General features: G+C 66.8%; 17 protein-coding genes. 11 read left to right on the top strand and 6 right to left on the bottom strand.

Annotated features, from left to right (window positions below; all coding sequences use genetic code 11):
- Window positions 1-19: 19 nt before the first annotated feature.
- Window positions 20-844, bottom strand: a complete 825-nt coding sequence (locus ASD15_RS14235) for a transferase spermidine synthase (RefSeq protein ID WP_057155637.1) — start codon at window positions 842-844, stop codon at window positions 20-22.
- Between the two features lie 149 nt (window positions 845-993).
- On the opposite strand from ASD15_RS14235, the gene ASD15_RS14230 reads away from it, so the two are divergent.
- The 11 genes from ASD15_RS14230 to ASD15_RS14180 all read left to right on the top strand — a co-directional run bounded on the left by ASD15_RS14230 (window position 994) and on the right by ASD15_RS14180 (window position 12501).
- Window positions 994-1269 (top strand): hypothetical protein, encoded by a 276-nt coding sequence (locus tag ASD15_RS14230; RefSeq protein WP_057155636.1) that lies wholly within the window; start codon window positions 994-996, stop codon window positions 1267-1269.
- A 33-nt stretch (window positions 1270-1302) separates the two neighbouring features.
- Window positions 1303-2469, top strand: coding sequence for a GGDEF domain-containing protein (locus ASD15_RS14225; protein WP_057155635.1), 1167 nt, complete (start codon window positions 1303-1305; stop codon window positions 2467-2469).
- A 146-nt stretch (window positions 2470-2615) separates the two neighbouring features.
- Complete coding sequence (locus ASD15_RS14220) at window positions 2616-4070, top strand: Ppx/GppA phosphatase family protein (protein WP_057155634.1); 1455 nt, start codon at window positions 2616-2618, stop codon at window positions 4068-4070.
- Window positions 4071-4072: 2 nt separating this feature from the next.
- Complete coding sequence (locus ASD15_RS14215; RefSeq protein ID WP_157200942.1) at window positions 4073-4873, top strand: ABC transporter substrate-binding protein; 801 nt, start codon at window positions 4073-4075, stop codon at window positions 4871-4873.
- Complete coding sequence (locus tag ASD15_RS14210; RefSeq protein ID WP_057155633.1) at window positions 4873-8139, top strand: response regulator; 3267 nt, start codon at window positions 4873-4875, stop codon at window positions 8137-8139. The genes ASD15_RS14215 and ASD15_RS14210 overlap by 1 nt, the downstream gene beginning before the upstream one ends.
- The gene (locus ASD15_RS14205; protein WP_057155631.1) at window positions 8136-9257 is read left to right on the top strand and encodes an HD-GYP domain-containing protein; all 1122 of its coding nucleotides are present in this window, start codon (window positions 8136-8138) and stop codon (window positions 9255-9257) included. The genes ASD15_RS14210 and ASD15_RS14205 overlap by 4 nt, the downstream gene beginning before the upstream one ends.
- Window positions 9258-9301: 44 nt before the next feature.
- On the top strand, window positions 9302-10015 hold the full coding sequence (locus ASD15_RS14200) for a hypothetical protein (protein ID WP_307188280.1): 714 nt from the start codon (window positions 9302-9304) through the stop codon (window positions 10013-10015).
- Between the two features lie 94 nt (window positions 10016-10109).
- A complete protein-coding gene (locus ASD15_RS14195; protein WP_057155630.1) occupies window positions 10110-10868 on the top strand; it encodes a GNAT family N-acetyltransferase in 759 nt (252 codons plus the stop codon).
- A gap of 3 nt (window positions 10869-10871) precedes the next feature.
- A complete protein-coding gene (locus tag ASD15_RS14190) occupies window positions 10872-11363 on the top strand; it encodes a molybdenum cofactor synthesis domain-containing protein (protein WP_057155628.1) in 492 nt (163 codons plus the stop codon).
- Between the two features lie 69 nt (window positions 11364-11432).
- On the top strand, window positions 11433-11915 hold the full coding sequence (locus ASD15_RS14185) for a nuclear transport factor 2 family protein (protein WP_057155626.1): 483 nt from the start codon (window positions 11433-11435) through the stop codon (window positions 11913-11915).
- A gap of 28 nt (window positions 11916-11943) precedes the next feature.
- A complete protein-coding gene (locus ASD15_RS14180) occupies window positions 11944-12501 on the top strand; it encodes a TetR/AcrR family transcriptional regulator (protein ID WP_057155623.1) in 558 nt (185 codons plus the stop codon).
- Window positions 12502-12616: 115 nt separating this feature from the next.
- Here ASD15_RS14180 and ASD15_RS14175 read toward each other — a convergent pair whose 3' ends face one another.
- The 5 genes from ASD15_RS14175 to ASD15_RS14155 all read right to left on the bottom strand — a co-directional run bounded on the left by ASD15_RS14175 (window position 12617) and on the right by ASD15_RS14155 (window position 16245).
- Entirely contained in the window at window positions 12617-12904 is a 288-nt protein-coding gene (locus ASD15_RS14175) for a hypothetical protein (protein ID WP_056404796.1), read from the bottom strand.
- Between the two features lie 174 nt (window positions 12905-13078).
- Window positions 13079-13756: an ABC transporter ATP-binding protein gene (locus ASD15_RS14170; protein WP_057155621.1), complete on the bottom strand. Its 678-nt coding sequence runs from the start codon at window positions 13754-13756 to the stop codon at window positions 13079-13081.
- A gap of 8 nt (window positions 13757-13764) precedes the next feature.
- On the bottom strand, window positions 13765-14559 hold the full coding sequence (gene phnE, locus ASD15_RS14165; protein ID WP_057155619.1) for a phosphonate ABC transporter, permease protein PhnE: 795 nt from the start codon (window positions 14557-14559) through the stop codon (window positions 13765-13767).
- Entirely contained in the window at window positions 14556-15401 is an 846-nt protein-coding gene (locus tag ASD15_RS14160) for an ABC transporter permease (RefSeq protein WP_057155618.1), read from the bottom strand. The genes phnE and ASD15_RS14160 overlap by 4 nt, the downstream gene beginning before the upstream one ends.
- Window positions 15402-15414: 13 nt before the next feature.
- Entirely contained in the window at window positions 15415-16245 is an 831-nt protein-coding gene (locus ASD15_RS14155; RefSeq protein ID WP_082551833.1) for a phosphonate ABC transporter ATP-binding protein, read from the bottom strand.
- Between the last annotated feature and the right edge of the window lies 1 nt (window position 16246).

Raw genomic sequence — 16246 nt, 5'->3', positions numbered from 1 at the left:
AATTATTTCAGTTTGACAATTATTTTGAGGAGTGGCCGGCCTTCAGCCAGCGCAGCCGGAACACGATCCAGTGCGCCAGCAGGCGGTGCGCCAGGCCCCAGGCGGGACCGCGCCGGTGTGCCGCGCGCAGCAGGGCGCGCTGGGCCCGGGTGGGGGCCGCAGCGGCGCCGCTCGCGGCGCCCGGCTTGATGGCGAACAGCAGGCGGTTGTTGCCGGCAATGCCGTGGAAGCTGCCCACCCGCTGCTGGAAGCAGGCGCGCAGGCGGCGCAGCACGGCGGCGTACTGCGGGTCGTAGCTGAACACATTGGCCACCAGGACGCCGCCCGGGCGCAGCGCGCGCCGGCAGTCGGCGTAGAAGCCGGCGCTGCCCAGCGCGGGCGGCAGGCCGTCCTCGTCGAAACCGTCCACCAGCAGCACGTCGGCGGCGGCGCGCAGGCTGGCCATGTAGCGGCTGGCGTCGGCGTGGATAACACGGAAGCGCTCGTCGTCCGGCGGGATGGCAAACTGCTCGCGCAGCGCGATCACGTCGGCCCGCAGTTCCAGCACGGTGATGCGGCTGTGCGGCAGGTAGCGGTAGCAGAATTTGGCCAGCGAACCGCCGCCCAGGCCGACCATGACGATGTGCGCCGGGCGCGGCTGGAACAGCACGAAGCACATCATGGCGCGCGCGTAGCTGAGCACCAGCTGGTCGGGGTCGGCCAGGTTCATCTCGCTTTGCACCATGCCGGGCTGGAATTCCAGCGTGCGCAGGCCGCCGCGCGTGCTCACGCGCGGCGCGGCCGGTCCGGGAGCCGGCGGGACGGCCGGCGCTGTTGCGGCGGTGTGGTGCAGAGTGGCGGGCATGGCTTGCTGACCTTGTTGTCAACGGTAAAGTTCTGATAAGCTCGTGGGATTGTAGCGGAGAGCATGCGGCCGCGCATATTCATTTACACGCACACTATTTATAGGTACATTGCCGACATAGGCAGCGGCCACCGTGGAGAGAGCACACCATGTTTTTAGATCACCCGACCATTACCGCCACAAACAGCTTCACCGAACCGGACCGCATCGAGCGTCTGGGCCGCGTTTATGGCTACGTGGCGGCGCTGGCCGATATCGCCGGCAAGTCCAGCTTCATCGAGAAGTTCACGCAAATCCATGACCACAAGGGCACCCTGATCGTGTTCTGGCACGACGCCCCCACCGAGGACGAGAAGGAATTCTTTTCCAAGGCCTGGGCCAGCAAGATCGGCGACGGCAGCACCAACGTCGAGCACGAAGTTTAAACAGGGCCGCAGGCGCGGCCCGCAGTCCCCGACATGGATATAAAAACCCTGGTACTGGCGCTGGCGCTGGGCAATCTGAGCCTGTGCGCCGCGCTGTTCTTTTTCGAATACGAAAGCAAGAAGTCCCTCAGCCTGTCCACCTGGGCGGTCGCCAAGCAACTGCAGGCGGCGGCCTGGTTCCTGCTGTACTTCCGCGGCGTGCTGCCGGACATGCTGACCGGCCCGCTGGCCAATCTGCTGCTGTTTGCCGGCATGGCGCTCGACGCCGGCGCGCTGTGGGAGGCGGCCGGGCGGACCGGCTGGCGGCGTGTGCTGCTGCCGGCGCTGGCCGGCGCGTCCTTCGTCTACCTGGGCTGCCATTTCCTGGAGGTGGAACCGGGCGCGCGCGCGGCCGCCGGCTTCCTGATCGTCAGCGGCTTCTTCCTGTCCGGCGTGGCAGCGCTGGCCGTGGCCTGGCGCGGCGGCAGCATGCTGCGGCGCTACCTGGTGGTGACCATGGCGGGCCTGAGCGTGCTGGTGGCCGGGCGCGGCGTGCTGGCCGCCACCTGGCCCGAGGGCTGGTCCTGGGTGGGGCCGCTGGTGCTGCAAGGCGTGGGCTTCGGCGCGCTGTACCTGATGATGCTGACCAATGCCTTCGGCTACCTGCTGCTGTCGCGCGAGAAACTGCAGTCGGAACTGGCGCGCCTGGAAGTGATCGATCCGCTGACGGACGTGCCGAACCGGCGCGGCTTCTACCAGGCGCTGGCGCCGTGGATGGCGCTGGCGCGCCGCCCCGGCCTGCCGACCGCGCTGGTGATCCTGAACCTGGACCAGTTCAAGCGCGTCAACGACAGCTACGGCCATTCCGTGGGCGACGTGGTGCTGAAAGCCATGGTCGAGATCTGCAAAAAGCAGCTGCGGGACAGCGACCTGATGGGCCGCCTGGGGGGCGCCGAGTTCGCCATCCAGCTGCCGCGCACCTCGCAGCAGGACGCCGCCATGGTGGCCGAGCGCATCCGCGCCGCCATCGCCGGCCAGCCGGTGCGCGCCGACAAGGCCATGATCAGCCTGAGCGCCAGCATGGGCGTGACCACCATCCGCGCCGACGACAGCACCGTGACCCTGTTCAAGCGCGCCGACGGCGCCCTGCAGCAAGCCATGCTGGGCGGGGCCAACCGCGTGGTGGAAGCGCCCGACGTGACCATCGCGGAGGAAGTGTAGCGGCCGGGTGTCGCCGCTTAGCCGCGCGCACCGCACAGACTGTCATCATCGCGTCACAATCGATCCGTACTGTGGTAGCATTTTCATATAAACAGTATAAATCGATGCTGGAATCAATACACGGACCCACACCTGGAGCAAGTAGCATGTACGCAGCGGTAGACCTGGGTTCCAATAGTTTTCGGCTTGCCATCGGCAAGCATGACGGCGACGAAATCCGCGTCGTCAAATCGGCGCGCGAACCGATCCGGCTGGCGGCCGGCCTGGACGCTTCCGGCAACCTGACCGAGGCTGCCATGCAGTCTGCCCTGGGCTGCCTGAAGAATTTCCGCCAGGTGCTGGCAGGCTACGAGCTGGAGGCGGTGCGCGTGGTGGCCACGTCCACCATGCGGCTGGCGCGCAACTCGGCCGCTTTCCTGCCCGCCGCCGAACAGGCCATCGGCCACCCGATTGAAATCATCTCCGGCGAGGAAGAGGGCCGGCTGATCTATATGGGGGTGTCCAACGCGCTCAACATGCCCGGCGAGCGCCGCCTGGTGATCGACATCGGCGGCGGCTCCACCGAGCTGATACTGGGGCGCGGCAGCGACATCGAGCGGGTGGAATCGTTTTCCATCGGCAGCGTCAAGCAAAGCCTGTCCTTCTTTGTCGGCGGGCGGGTCGACGGCCCCTCGTTCGAGGCCGCCATCCTGTCGGCGCGCAGCCATTTCGAGGACGCCGCGCCGCCGTACCATCCCGAATACTGGAAAAGGTGCTACGGCTCGTCCGGCACCATCCGCGCCATTGCCGAGATCATCGAGAAGAACAAGCTGGGCAGCGGCGTGACGGCGGTCAGCCTGGAAGCGCTGAAGAAACGCTTCATCGCCGCCGGCCACGTGAGCAAGATCGACATGCCGGGCCTGCGGCCGGACCGCGCCAGCACCATCATCGGCGGGCTGGCGGTGCTGATCGCGCTGGTGCACGAACTGGGCATCGCCGTGCTGACGCCGATCGAGGCGGGCCTGCGGGTGGGCGTGATGTGGGACTTGCAGCTGCGTTCCACCAAGCGCGACCGCCGCGACCAGTCGGTGCGCGCCTTCCTGCAGAAATTCCAGGTCGACGAGGCGCGCGCCAACCGGGTGGCCGAATACGCCGCCGTGCTGTACGCGCAAATGAAGCCGCTCACCGACAACTACACGCGCCTGCTGGCCTGGAGCGCGCTGCTGCACGAGGTGGGTATGGCGGTGTCGCAGACCGGCTATCACAAGCACGCCTGCTACATGGTGGAAAACGCCGACCTGCCGGGTTTCACCACGCGCGAGCAAAAGACCATGGGCCGCCTGATCGTGGCCCAGAAGGGCAACCTGCGCAAGGTGGGCGACGCGCTGACCGACAGCGATTTCGCCAAGGCGGTAGTGGCGCTGCGGCTGGCCATCCTGTTCATGCACTCGCGCATAGAGATCGATTTCACGGAGCTCAAGCTGCGCATGAAGAACCGGATTGAACTGGAAATGCGGCGCGAGTGGGTGGCCGACCACCCCACGGTGTCCTACTGGATGGAGAAGGAGCAGGAGCTGTGGGACGAAGTGGGCGTGGACTTCAGCATACGGGCCAACGCCTGACCATGGCGCGCGGCTACCGGGCCTGGCTTTCGCTGGCGGCGCTGGGTGGCGCGCTGCAGGGCGTGCCGGCGGCGGCGCCAGCCGGCCCTGCGCCGGTCGAGACGGTCACGCTGTGCTTCGAGCGCGCCAATGTCACGCCATGGCGCACGGAGCAGCAGGGCGGCCTCAATTTCGCGCTGCTGCGCATGGTGGAGCAGCGCCTCAACATTCGTTTCGACTTTCAAAGCGTGCCGTGGAAGCGCTGCCTGGCGCAACTGCAGGCGAACGCTTATGACGGCGCCTTCGCCGTCAGCTACGTGCCGGAGCGGCGCGTACTGGGCGTGTTTCCCGGTGGCGCCGGCGCCGACAACGCCAAGCGCATGCACGTGGACCGCTACGTGCTGCTGCGCCGCAAGGGAAGCGTCGTTGAATGGGACGGCAAAGCGCTGCGCAAGCTGGATGGCCCGGTCGGCTTCCAGCTCGGCTACTCGGTGGGGGAGGTGCTGCGTGGGCTGAAGGTGGAACTGGACGAGGGCAGCCAGCGCGCCGACGAACTGGCGCGCAAGCTGATCGCCGGCCGGCTGGGCGCCGCCGCCATGGGCGGCAGCGACGCCGCCGCCGTGATGCGCAGCCCCATGGCGGCGCAGCTGGAAGTGCTGCCGCTGCCGCTGATCGAAAAGCCGTATTTCCTGGTGCTGTCGCACGGCATGGCCGAGCGCCGGCCGGAATTGGCCCAGCGCATCTGGAGCGCCATGGAGCAGGCGCGCAACAGCCCGGCCTATAAAAAGCTGGAGCGCGCAGCGCAGGAAGGCGGAGGCGACTGATGCGCCAGCGCCTGCTCAAGGCCTGGCGCGAAGACATCCTGCTGCGGCTGGCGGCGGGCATCTTGCTTGCCGTGGCGCTGACCACGGCGGTCTACACCACCTACGCAACGCACACGCTGCGCGCCGAAGCGGAGCAGCAGCTGCGCGAGCGCGCCGATCACCTGGCCAGCGTGCTGGCCCAGACCTTGGCGCGGCCGCTGTTCGACATCAACAGTGCCGCCGTGGCCAGCGTAGTCGACGCCATGCAGGCCACGCCGGAAGTGCTGGAGCTGAGCGTGCTGGCGCCCACCGGCGAGCAGCTGGCCAGTTTCCGTGCAGGGCGGGCGGGCGGGGCAGGCGGCGAGCCTGCGGCCGACGCCATCACCGTGCGCCGCGCCGTGGAGTACCAGGACGGCAAGCGCAGCTTCCCGGTCGGTACGCTGGAACTGGCGTTTTCGCGCCAGCAGGTGGATCTGCAGCTGCGGCGCCAGATCACGCATACCATGCTGGCCAACCTGCTGCTGGCGCTGGCCATCGTCATTTCCATCCTGCTGGTGGGGCGCAAGGTGAGCCAGCCCTTTACCGATATCCAGAAGGCGCTGGACAAGCTGACCGAGGGCGACGTCGATATCAGGCTTTCCGGCATCGGGCGGGTTGACCAGATAGGGCGGTTATCCAAGGCCGTGCACAGTTTTCGCGATACGCTGACCCGGCTGGGCCAGGCCGAGCACGAGCTGCGCGAGCTCAATGCCCACCTGGAACTCAAGATCGCCGAGCGCACGGCGGAGCTGACGCGCACCGCGCAGCTGGCCAGCGACAGCCAGCAACAGCTGGTCAAGGCGAATCGGCTGGCCGAGGCGGCCAATGTGGCCAAGTCCGAATTCCTGGCCAATATGAGCCACGAGATCCGTACCCCGATGAGCGCCATCATCGGCATGGCTTACCTGGCGCTGCGCACCGGGCTCACACCCAAGCAGCACGACTACGTCAACAAGATCCACCGCGCCGCCTTGTCGCTGCTGGCCATCATCAACGACATCCTGGACTTTTCGAAGATCGAGGCCGGCCGGCTGGAAGTGGAGCGGGTGCCGTTCTTCCTGGACGACGTGCTGGCCAATGTGGCCAGCGTCACTAGCCAGAGCGCGGCGGACAAGCAGCTGGAATACCTGTTCCACGTGCCGCCCTCCATCCCGCGCCACCTGGTGGGAGATCCGTTGCGCCTGGAGCAGGTGCTGATCAACCTGGTCAACAACGCGGTCAAGTTCACGCCGGCCGGCGAGCTGGAGATGACTTGCGCGCGGCTCGACACGGTGGCGTCCGGCGCTGCAGTAGACAGGCGATACTCCGAACATACTGCGCGGCTGCGCTTCTCGGTGCGCGATACCGGTATCGGCATGACCCAGGAGCAGATGGGCAAGCTGTTCCAGGCCTTCAGCCAGGCCAACGGTTCCACCACGCGCGAATATGGCGGCACCGGCCTGGGGCTGTCGATTTCGCAGCAGCTGGTGGGACTGATGGGCGGCGAGATCACGGTGGAAAGCGCGCCCGACCAGGGGTCGGTGTTCCGCTTCGACCTGGAATTTCCGCTGACCGGGCAAGCCGGGCGCGCCATGGTGGTGCCGGCTGCGCTGAACGGCGTGCGCCTGCTGCTGGTGGACGACAGCCCGGTGGCGCTGGAAATCCTGGCCGAGGCGCTGCGCGCGCTGCCGTTGCGGACCGACACGGCCCGTACCGGCGCCGAGGCGCTGGCCGCCATCGCGGCAGCCGACAGCGCCGGCGACCCTTACCGGCTGGTGCTGAGCGACTGGCAGATGCCGGACATGGACGGCATCGAGCTGTCGCGCCGCGTGCAGCAGGACGCTGCGCTGCAGGCCCGGCCCGGCATGGTGCTGGTGACGGCCTTCGGACGCGAAGAGGTGCAGCCCAAGGCCGAGGAGGCCGGTGTGATCGGTTTCCTGTTCAAGCCCATCGGACAGTCGGCGCTGGTCGATACACTGGTAACGCTGCTGGCGCCGGGTTTCAAGCAGCGCGGTGCCGAGCGGCGCTCGGACCTGCCGCGCCGCATCGGCCCACGGCGACAGTCGGAGCAGACCGAGAGCGAAACGGTGCCGGGCCAGCGCTACGCCGCGCGCGTGCTGCTGGTGGAGGATAACGCGGTGAATCAGCAGATTGGCGCAGAACTCATGGCTACGCTGGGCATCTGCGTGGACATGGCGAACAATGGCGAGCAGGCGCTGGAGATGCTGCGCGAGGGCGGTCCTGAGGCCTATGCCATGGTGCTGATGGATCTTGAAATGCCGCTGCTGGACGGCCATGCGGCCACGCAGCGCCTGCGCCAGGACAAGGCTTTCGACGCGGTGCCGGTGGTGGCCATGACGGCGCACGCGCTGCCGGACATACGCCAGCGTTGCCTGTCCGAGGGCATGCAGGACTACGTTACCAAGCCGATCGAGCCGGACCGCCTGCATGCCGTGCTGGCCCGCTGGCTGGGCATCGCCCGCCTGGCGCCCACCCAGGTGCCGTCACCCGCGCCCACCCTGGCGCCTGGCGCAGCCCAGCGCTATCAGGCCGCCGGCGCCGTCTGCGCCATCGGCGGCGCGGCGCGCGCGGAAGTGTGGGAGGTGCCATCGCTGGACGGCATCGACACGCGGCGCGGCCTGCATCTGGTGGCAGGCAATTCCGCACTGTACCTGCAACTGTTGGACAGCTTCCGCCAGAACCAGCGCGGCACCGCCGAGAGCCTGCGCGCCGCGCTGGCGCGCCGCGACGCCGTGGAGGCGGCCGCCATCGCCCACAGCCTGCGCGGCGTGGCGGGCAACCTTGGGGCCACTTCCTTGGAGCGTGCCGCGCGCGACCTTGAAATCGCCTTGGCGCCAGCGGCCGCCCCGTCACGGCCTGCCGATCCCGCAGGTCCGGCGTCGGCAGGTGCACCTGCGCAGGCGCCTGCGGGGCCCATCCCGGCGGCCGCGATAGCCGGCCTGCTGGCCACCGTGGAGCGGGCGCTGGCCGGCGTCATGCATGCGCTGGACAGCCATTTCCTATCCGCCGCACCGGCGCCGCCATCCGGGGACGCAGCCGGCGCCGTGCACGCCTTGCGCAAGCTGCAAACCCTGCTCGCCGAATTCAGCGGCGACAGCACCGACTATTTCGACAGCGCGCGGCCGGCCCTGGCCACGCTGCTGTCATCGGCCACGATGGACCGCCTGGCCGGACACATGGCACACTATGACTTTGCCGCCGCCAACCAGCTTTTGGTGGCAGCCATACAACAACTGGACACTGCATGAATCCCAAACAGACCGCCCGCCAAACCATCCTGATCGTCGACGACACGCCGGACAACATCACGCTGCTGTCCATGCTGCTGAAGGACAAGTACAACACCAAGGTTGCCAAGGACGGCGCCACCGCGCTGCAGATCGTGGAGACGTCTACGGTCGACCTGGTGCTGCTGGACGTGATGATGCCCGGCATGGACGGCTACGAGACCTGCCGCCGCCTCAAGCAGGACCCGGCCAGCGCCGACATCCCGGTGCTGTTCCTGACGGCCAAGAGCCAGCCGGAGGACGAGGCGCTCGGCCTGCGCCTCGGTGCGGTCGACTACCTGACCAAGCCTATCAGCCCGCCCATCCTGTTCGCGCGCGTGGCCACCCACTTGAAGCTGCGCGCCGCCAGCCAGACGCTGAAGGCCGAGAACAGCAACCTGGAAAACCTGGTGCAGGAACGCACCGGCCAGCTGTCGCTGATGCAGGACGCCACCATCATGGCCATGGCCACCATGGCTGAAACGCGCGACAACGAGACCGGCAACCATATCCGCCGCACGCAAAACTACGTCGCCGCGCTGGCGCGCAAGCTGCAAAAGCACCCGCGTTTTTCGGCCGAACTGACGGACGAGAATATCACGCTGCTGTACAAGTCAGCACCGCTGCACGACATCGGCAAGGTGGGCATACCGGACAGCATCCTGCTCAAGCCGGGCAAGCTGGATAAGGACGAGTTCGAGATCATGAAGCTGCATGCGGTGCGCGGGCGGGACACGATACGCCAGGTTGAGCAGTACATCGGCGGCAGCAACGGCTTCCTCACCTATGCCCGCGAGATCGCCCATTCGCACCAGGAGAAGTGGGACGGTTCCGGCTATCCGGAAAAACTGGCGGGTGAGGCGATTCCGCTGTCGGCGCGGCTGATGGCGGTGGCGGACGTCTACGATGCGCTCATTTCCAGGCGCATTTACAAGCCGCCGTTCAGCCACGCGGAGGCGGTGGCGGTGATGAAGGACGGGCGCGGCAGCCATTTCGACCCCGATATCCTGGATGCCTTCATCGAGATCGAGGGCGTTTTTGCGGAAATCGCCACCAAGTTCCGGGACGCGGAAGATGTTGTGGGTGAGCAGCTTCCTTAGAAATAGTATATATTGTTTATATTGTTGAAAATTCTGGAGCTAAAATGAACAAAACCGTTTCCGCCGAAAACCCAGCCGCCACCCCAGCCGCCACCCCCGTCGAACAGGCCTCCGCGCCGAAGGCCAATAGCGCCAAACCGGCCGCCCCGCGCGCAGCCGCCGCGAAAGCTGCGGCATCAAAGACTACCGCAGTGAAAGCCGCCGCTCCCAAGACTGCAACTACCAAAGCTGTAGCCGCCAAGGCCGCTGCGCCGAAAGCCGTGACAGCGGCCGCTGCGCCGAAGGCCGCAGCAGCGAAGGCTGCGGCTGCCAAGACCTCCGCGACGAAAGCTGCCGCGACCAAAGCCTCTGCACCGAAGGCCGCCGCGTCCAAATCCGCCGCGCCCCGGGCCGCCGCCAAGGCCGTGCCGAAAGCGGCCGCGAAAGCCGCGCCGAAAGCGGCCGTGAAAGCTGCGCCGAAAGCCGCCGCCAAGGCCGCTCCCAAGGCGAGCGCCAAGGCCGCCGCCAAGCCTGCCGCAGCCGTCAAGGAAAAAGCCCGCAAGGACAAACTGGTGCGCGACAGCTTCACCATGCCGGAGGCTGAATACGCCGTGCTGGGCCAGGTGAAGAAGGCCGCCCTGAAAGCCGGTTTCGAGATCAAGAAAAGCGAACTGCTGCGCGTTGGCGTTGCCCTGATCAGCAAGATCGACATGGCCACCCTGAAAGGCGTGCTGGGCTCGCTGCCGCAACTGAAGACCGGCCGTCCGAAAAAGGCCTGATGCCGTTGCATGTAACCAAAGTGACATGACTTTGTCACGGTCCTGAAGTATTCCCGGGCTACGCTTGCTTCGTCTCAACTCACAAGGACGAAGCATGCAACAGCCTATCTTACAGACGGAAATCCGCACTTCCTCCGCCAAGCTGTCGCTCAGCATGGCCAGCACCCCCGAGGAACTGCGCGAAGTGCAGCGTCTGCGCTACAAGGTCTTCATCGAAACGATGGGCCTGACCGCGCTGGCCAGCGAAGACGGGTTGGACAGCGACGAGTTCGACGCACACTGCGATCACCTGATCGTGCGCGACACCAATACCCTGAGCGTGGTTGGCACCTACCGCCTGCTGAGCGCCGCGCGCGCCCACAAGCTGGGGCGCGTCTACTCCGAGAATGAATTCGACCTTAGCCGCCTGAACAACGTACGCAACCGCATCGTGGAAGCGGGCCGCGCCTGCATCCACCCGGATTACCGTGGCGGCAGCGTGATCATGCTGCTGTGGTCCGGCCTGGCGGAATACATGCGCCGCGAACGCTGCGACTTCCTGGCCGGCTGTGCCAGCATCAGCCTGGCGGACGGCGGCCACAATGCGGTGGCCGTGTACAACTCGCTGGCCGCCCGGCACATGGCGCCGGCCGAGTACCGCGTCACCCCCCACCTGCCTTTCCCGTACAGCAAACTCGAAGCCGCGCAAAGCCCGCAAGTGCCGCCGCTGCTCAAGGGCTATATGCGTTCGGGCGCGTGGATTTGCGGCGAGCCGGCCTGGGATCCTGATTTCGAAAGCGCCGACCTGTTCCTGCTGATGCCGCTGGCCAACCTGGACAGCCGCTACGCCCGCCACTACGGCGTGGAAGGCTGAGCGGTGCCTGACGCAATCAGCCTGCGCTGCGCGGTGCTCAGCGTGAGCAGCCCGCACGGCGCCGCGCGGGACGGGGCGGGGGAACTGCTGGCGGCGCGCGCCGAAGCGGCCGGCCACAGCGTGGTGCGGCGCGTGTGCGTGGGCGACGACGTGGGCGCAGTGCGGCGCATGCTGAGCGACTGTATCGCCGACCCCGAGATCCAGGTGGTGCTGAGCTCCGGCGGCAGCGGCTTCGTGCGGCGCAATGCCGTGCCGGAAGCGGCCGCCGGCCTGCTGGAGCAGGAAATACGCGGGTTCGGCGACCTGCTGCAGCATCTGGCCTACAGCGCCGTCGGCAGCACCATCGTGCAGTCGCGCGCGCTGGCGGGCTACGCCAATGGCACCCTGATTTTCTGCCTGCCGGGCGTGGTGGGCGCCTGCGCGCTGGCGTGGGACCGCATCATCAGCGCGCAGCTTGCGATCGCGCCGCGAAAAAACCGCTTGCAGACGGCCTGAGCACGGACTATAGTGATTGTACCGATTGGTACATTTCGTACCGGTCGGAACAATTGAAAGGTATATCCCATGTCCAATCCCATCCCCACCCGTCCGCCGCTGCCGCCTTTCACCCGCGAAAGCGCCATGGAAAAAGTCCGCCTGGCTGAAAATGGCTGGAACACCCGCGACGCCGAAAAAGTCGCGCTGGCCTATACGGAAGACAGCTGGTGGCGCAACCGGGGCGAATTCGTCCAGGGCCGCTCCGCCATCGTCGGCCTGCTCAAGCGCAAATGGACGCGCGAACTGGACTACCGGCTGGTGAAAGAATTGTGGGCCCATGACGGCGCCCGCATTGCAGTCCGCTTCGCCTACGAATACCATGACGACTCCGGCCAGTGGTTCCGCGCCTACGGCAATGAAAACTGGGAGTTCGACGAGCATGGCCTGATGCACCACCGTCACGCCAGTATCAACGAAACGCCGATCAAGGAGTCCGAGCGCAAGCTGTTCTGGGATGCCAGCGGCCCGCGCCCGGCGGAGCACCCCGGCCTGACCGAGCTGGGTTTTTAAGCGGTTTTTTTAGTTTGGAAAGTATGCAATGGCAAGAATGATCGCAGAGCGGGCCGACGTGGTGCCGCTGCTGGCCGAAGTGTTCCGCGCCTACGGCTTTGAAGGGGCCAGCCTGGCCCGGATTACCGAAGGTACGCGGCTGGGAAAGGGCAGTATCTACAACTTCTTCCCCGGCGGCAAAGAGGAAATGGCGGACGCCGTGCTGGGCGAGATCGACGCCTGGTTTCGCCTGCACGTGTTCGAGCCATTGCATGAGAGCGCCGACCCGGCCGGCGGCATCGTCCACATGTTCGACCAGGTCGAGCGCTATTTCCAGTCCGGCCGCAAGGTCTGTCTGGTGGGTGTGTTCGCGCTGGGCAACGAGCGCGACCGCTTCGCCATCAAGGTACGCGATTACTTCGCCGCCTGGATCGATGCGTTGGCCAGCGCGCTGGTGCGCACCGGCAGGAGCGGCACCGAGGCGGCGGCGCTGGCCGAGGAAGTGGTGGGCGGCATCCAGGGCGCACTGGTGCTGGCGCGCGCGTTCGATCGGCCGGACATGTTCGTTACCACGACACAACGCCTGCGCATGCGGTTGAGCAATTGAAACAAAGCAAGAAAATGGGGATGGACAAACAGGAGGGTAACAGCGGGGCTTGGGCTGTTGGTTGGCGCCGGTGACCGCGATGCCGGCGCCTGGCATAGCACGACTGGGAGCTTAGTCAGTGCATCGAGGCAGTCGATAAATCTTTCAGCTCGCGGATGCTTAATTCCGATTTCTCGTGCATACGAAGCAAAATGGTTGCTCCCACCGCCAGCTTTCGATGGCGGATCTTGCTGATAATGGGCGGCTGCACTTCCAGCACACGGCACAGTTCCGCATCATTTTTGAGGTGCATCTTCTCAATCAGCGTATCGAGCAGCTTGTTGGGCACAAAGCTGGAGGGTTCCAACGCCCTTGCTCGATTCATTGCTTCGATCAGTTCGAGTTTTTTTTGCCGCACGCTCATTTTTTCCTCCTTAGTTAGAAAAACGTGGATAGATTGGCGTCTCCTGGCTTGTGTTTTACCGCCCAAACGGCGTAAACATGGCGGATCAACTCAACTATTAATAACCAAGCAAGTTGTATGTATGATACTGCAACGGTAGATTATTGGTAGGTCTAGGACAAAAAAAATTCTTGTTTATTGCGCAAACCGGTTGACGGATGTTGTTTCTTGTAGTCCCGAGCTCGTCAACACAAGAGTGCGGTCGGCCAGCTCGGCGGCGGCGTGCGAATGGGTCACCATGATGGTGCAGGCGCCGCTGGCCTTGATTTCTTTGCGTAGCAGCAAAAGGATGCTGTGCGCGGTGTCGGGGTCGAGGTTGCCGGTGGGTTCGTCGGCCAGCACCAGGCCGGGCCGGTGCACCAAGGCGCGCGCGATGGCCACGCGCTGCAGCTGCCCGCCGGACAGCTGATGCGGATAGTCGGCGCCGCGCCCCTGCAGCCCGACCGCTTCCAGCATGTCCAGCGCGCGCTGTTGCGGCTGGCCGTTCAGCAGCAGCGGCAGGGCCACATTCTGCAGCAGCGTCAGGTGCGGCAGCACGTGGAAGGCCTGGAAGATGAAGCCCATTTTCTGGCGCCGCAGCCGGGTGGCGGCGTCGTCATCCAGCGCGGACATGGCCACGCCGTCGAGCACGATGGGCGCCTCGGCCGCCGCATCCGGCTGGTCCAGCCCGGCGATCAGGTTCAGCAAGGTGGACTTGCCCACCCCCGATTCGCCCATGATGGCGACAAACTCGCCCGCGCGGAAGTTCCAGTTCAGATTGGCCAGCACGGGGCGGCCGGCATAGGTTTTGGACAGGTTGCGCAGGGCGAGCATGGACTTCCTTATCGGGTGAGGGCGCGCCGGGTAGCGAAGCTGGCCGCATCCACCAGCGCCACCAGCAGCAGCATGGCGATGATGACGGTGGCAGCCGCCTGCATCTGGAACAGCGACAAATGGTATTTCAGCATTTGCCCCAGCCCGCCGGCGCCGACCACGCCCAGGATGGCGGCGGCGCGGATATTGTTCTCCCACCGGTACAGGGTGTAGGACAGCATCTGCGGCAGCGTTTGCGGCAAGGTGGCGTAGAAGAAGGCGGCCATCGGCGAGGCGCCGTTGGTGCGCAGGCTATGCTCGGGCAGCGGCGCGGCGTTCTCCAGCGCGTCGGCGAACAGCCGGCCCAGCACGCCGGCGGTGTGCGCGGCCAGTGCCAGGGTGCCGGCGAACGGCCCCAGGCCGGCGGCAATCATCAGGATGGAGGCCCACACCAGTTCCGGCACCGAGCGCAGCACGTTGAGCATCACGCGCACGGCGGCGCGCGCCGGGCGGCCGAAGCGGCCCGCGCCGGGCAGGGCGAGCAGCAGCCCGCCGGCCACCGCCAGCAAGGTGCCGAGGGCCGACATGGCCAGCGTTTCCAGCGTGGCGTTGGCGGTCTTGACCAGGAAGGGTATGGCCAGTTCCGGCGGCGCGAAGCCGGCCAGGAATTCACCGCTGCTGCGCACCGCGTCCGCGCTGAACAGGGCCGACCATTTGAGCGGCAAGGTGGCGAAGCTGGCCAGCACCAGCACGGCCAGGGCCAGCGCCATCAGCCAGCCGGACCAGGAGCGCGGCGGCGCGCTGGGCATGGAGGCATCCGTCATCCGAGGCGCCTCCGCAGGTATTTCGAGACCAGGTCGGCGGCCGCCACCAGCAGCACGAACACCAGCAGCATGGACGACACTTCGCCGCCCGAGAGCATCTTCATCGACTCGTCCATGCGCTGGCCCAGTCCGCCGGCGCCGACAAAGCCCATCACCACCGAGCCGCGGATGGCGCATTCCCAGCGGTACACGGTGTAGGAGACCAGTTCCGACGCCGCTTCCGGCAGCGCGCCGTACAGCAGCGCCGCCAGCCTGCCGCTGCCGTTGGCCAGCAGCGTGTCGGCCGCGTGGGCTTCGGAGGACTCGAGGATTTCGGCGTAGACCTTGCCCAGCATGCCGCAGTAGGTGAGGGCGATGGCCAGCACGCCCGCCGTCGGGCCCAGGCCGACGATGCGCACGAACAGCAGCGCCCACACCAGCTCGGGCACGCTGCGCAGCAAAATCAGCAGCCAGCGCACGGCCTGGCGCAGCAGGCGCGAAGGCAGGGCCATGCGGCCGCTGCCCAGGCGGGAAATCGACAGGCGCTCGGTCACCAGCAGGGTGGCGGGGATGGCGCCGATCAGCGCGAGCGTGAGCCCGGCGGTGGCGATGGCGACGGTGAGCCAGGTTTCGCGCAGCAGCATGGCCAGGAATTCCGGGTCGTGCGCGGGCGGCACGAAGCCGGCCAGGAAGCGCCCGGTGGCCGCCAGGCTTTGCCAGTCGAACAGCAGCGCGGGCTTGAACTCGCTGGCCACGATCATCGGCCACAGCACGATCAGGGCGAGCACGGTGAGCGTCACCCGGCCGCGCCAGGCGGGGTCGGGGTGGCGCTCGGAATAGGGTACAGCGGGAATGTTGCGCATACGGGCCAGGACTTTACAGGCAGGCGCCGATGGCCAGCTTTTCGGGCGTGCTATCCAGCGAAGGCGCGTTGGCCGGCGGCTGTTCGCCCAGGTACAGCTCGGCGATCATCGCTTCGGTGACCTGCTCGCGCGGCAGGTCGAAGGCGATGCGGCCTTTTTTCAGCGCCACGATGCGCGTGAAATTGGCCAGCGCCAGGTCCACCTGGTGCAGGCTGCACACCAGCGCGGCGCCGCGTTCGCGGGCTTCCTGCTGCAGGGTGGCCAGCGTCAGCTGCGACAGCGCCGGGTCCAGCGCGGACAGCGGTTCGTCCACCAGCAGCGCCTGCGCGTCCGACAGCATCAGGCGCGCCAGGCCGCAGCGCTGGCGTTCGCCGCCGGACAGGCGGTCCACGCGGCTATACAGCTTGTCGCCCAGGTTGAAGCGGGCCAGCGCGCGGTAGGCCGCTTCCGGATCGACCGGTTTCACCAGCGAGCGCAGTGCGCGCCACAGGCTCCAGTGCGGCAGGCGCGCGGCCAGCACCGCCGTTACCACGCGCTGGCGCGGCGGCAGCGGCGGCGTTTGCGGCGCCAGGAACAGGCGCGCGCGCAGGCGGTGGCGGGCTCCGTTGTCCAATGCCCACGGGTCGACGCCGAAGGCCGTGTAGCGGCCGCCGTCGCCCGACTGCGGCTGGTGGTTGCACGCCAGCGTGGCCAGCAGCGTGGTCTTGCCGGCGCCCGAGGGGCCGATCAGCGCAAGCTGTTCGCCCGGCGCGATGGCCAGGTCGATAGCGTGCAGCGCCGGCGTGCCGGCGCCGCCGTGATGGCGCACCGTCAGACGCTCGAGCAGGTACAAGGGAGATGCCATA

The sequence above is a fragment of the Massilia sp. Root351 genome, from assembly GCF_001425045.1.
In the GTDB taxonomy this organism is placed as follows: Bacteria; Pseudomonadota; Gammaproteobacteria; order Burkholderiales; family Burkholderiaceae_D; genus Rugamonas.
This window is presented reverse-complemented; position numbering and strand designations above follow the sequence as displayed.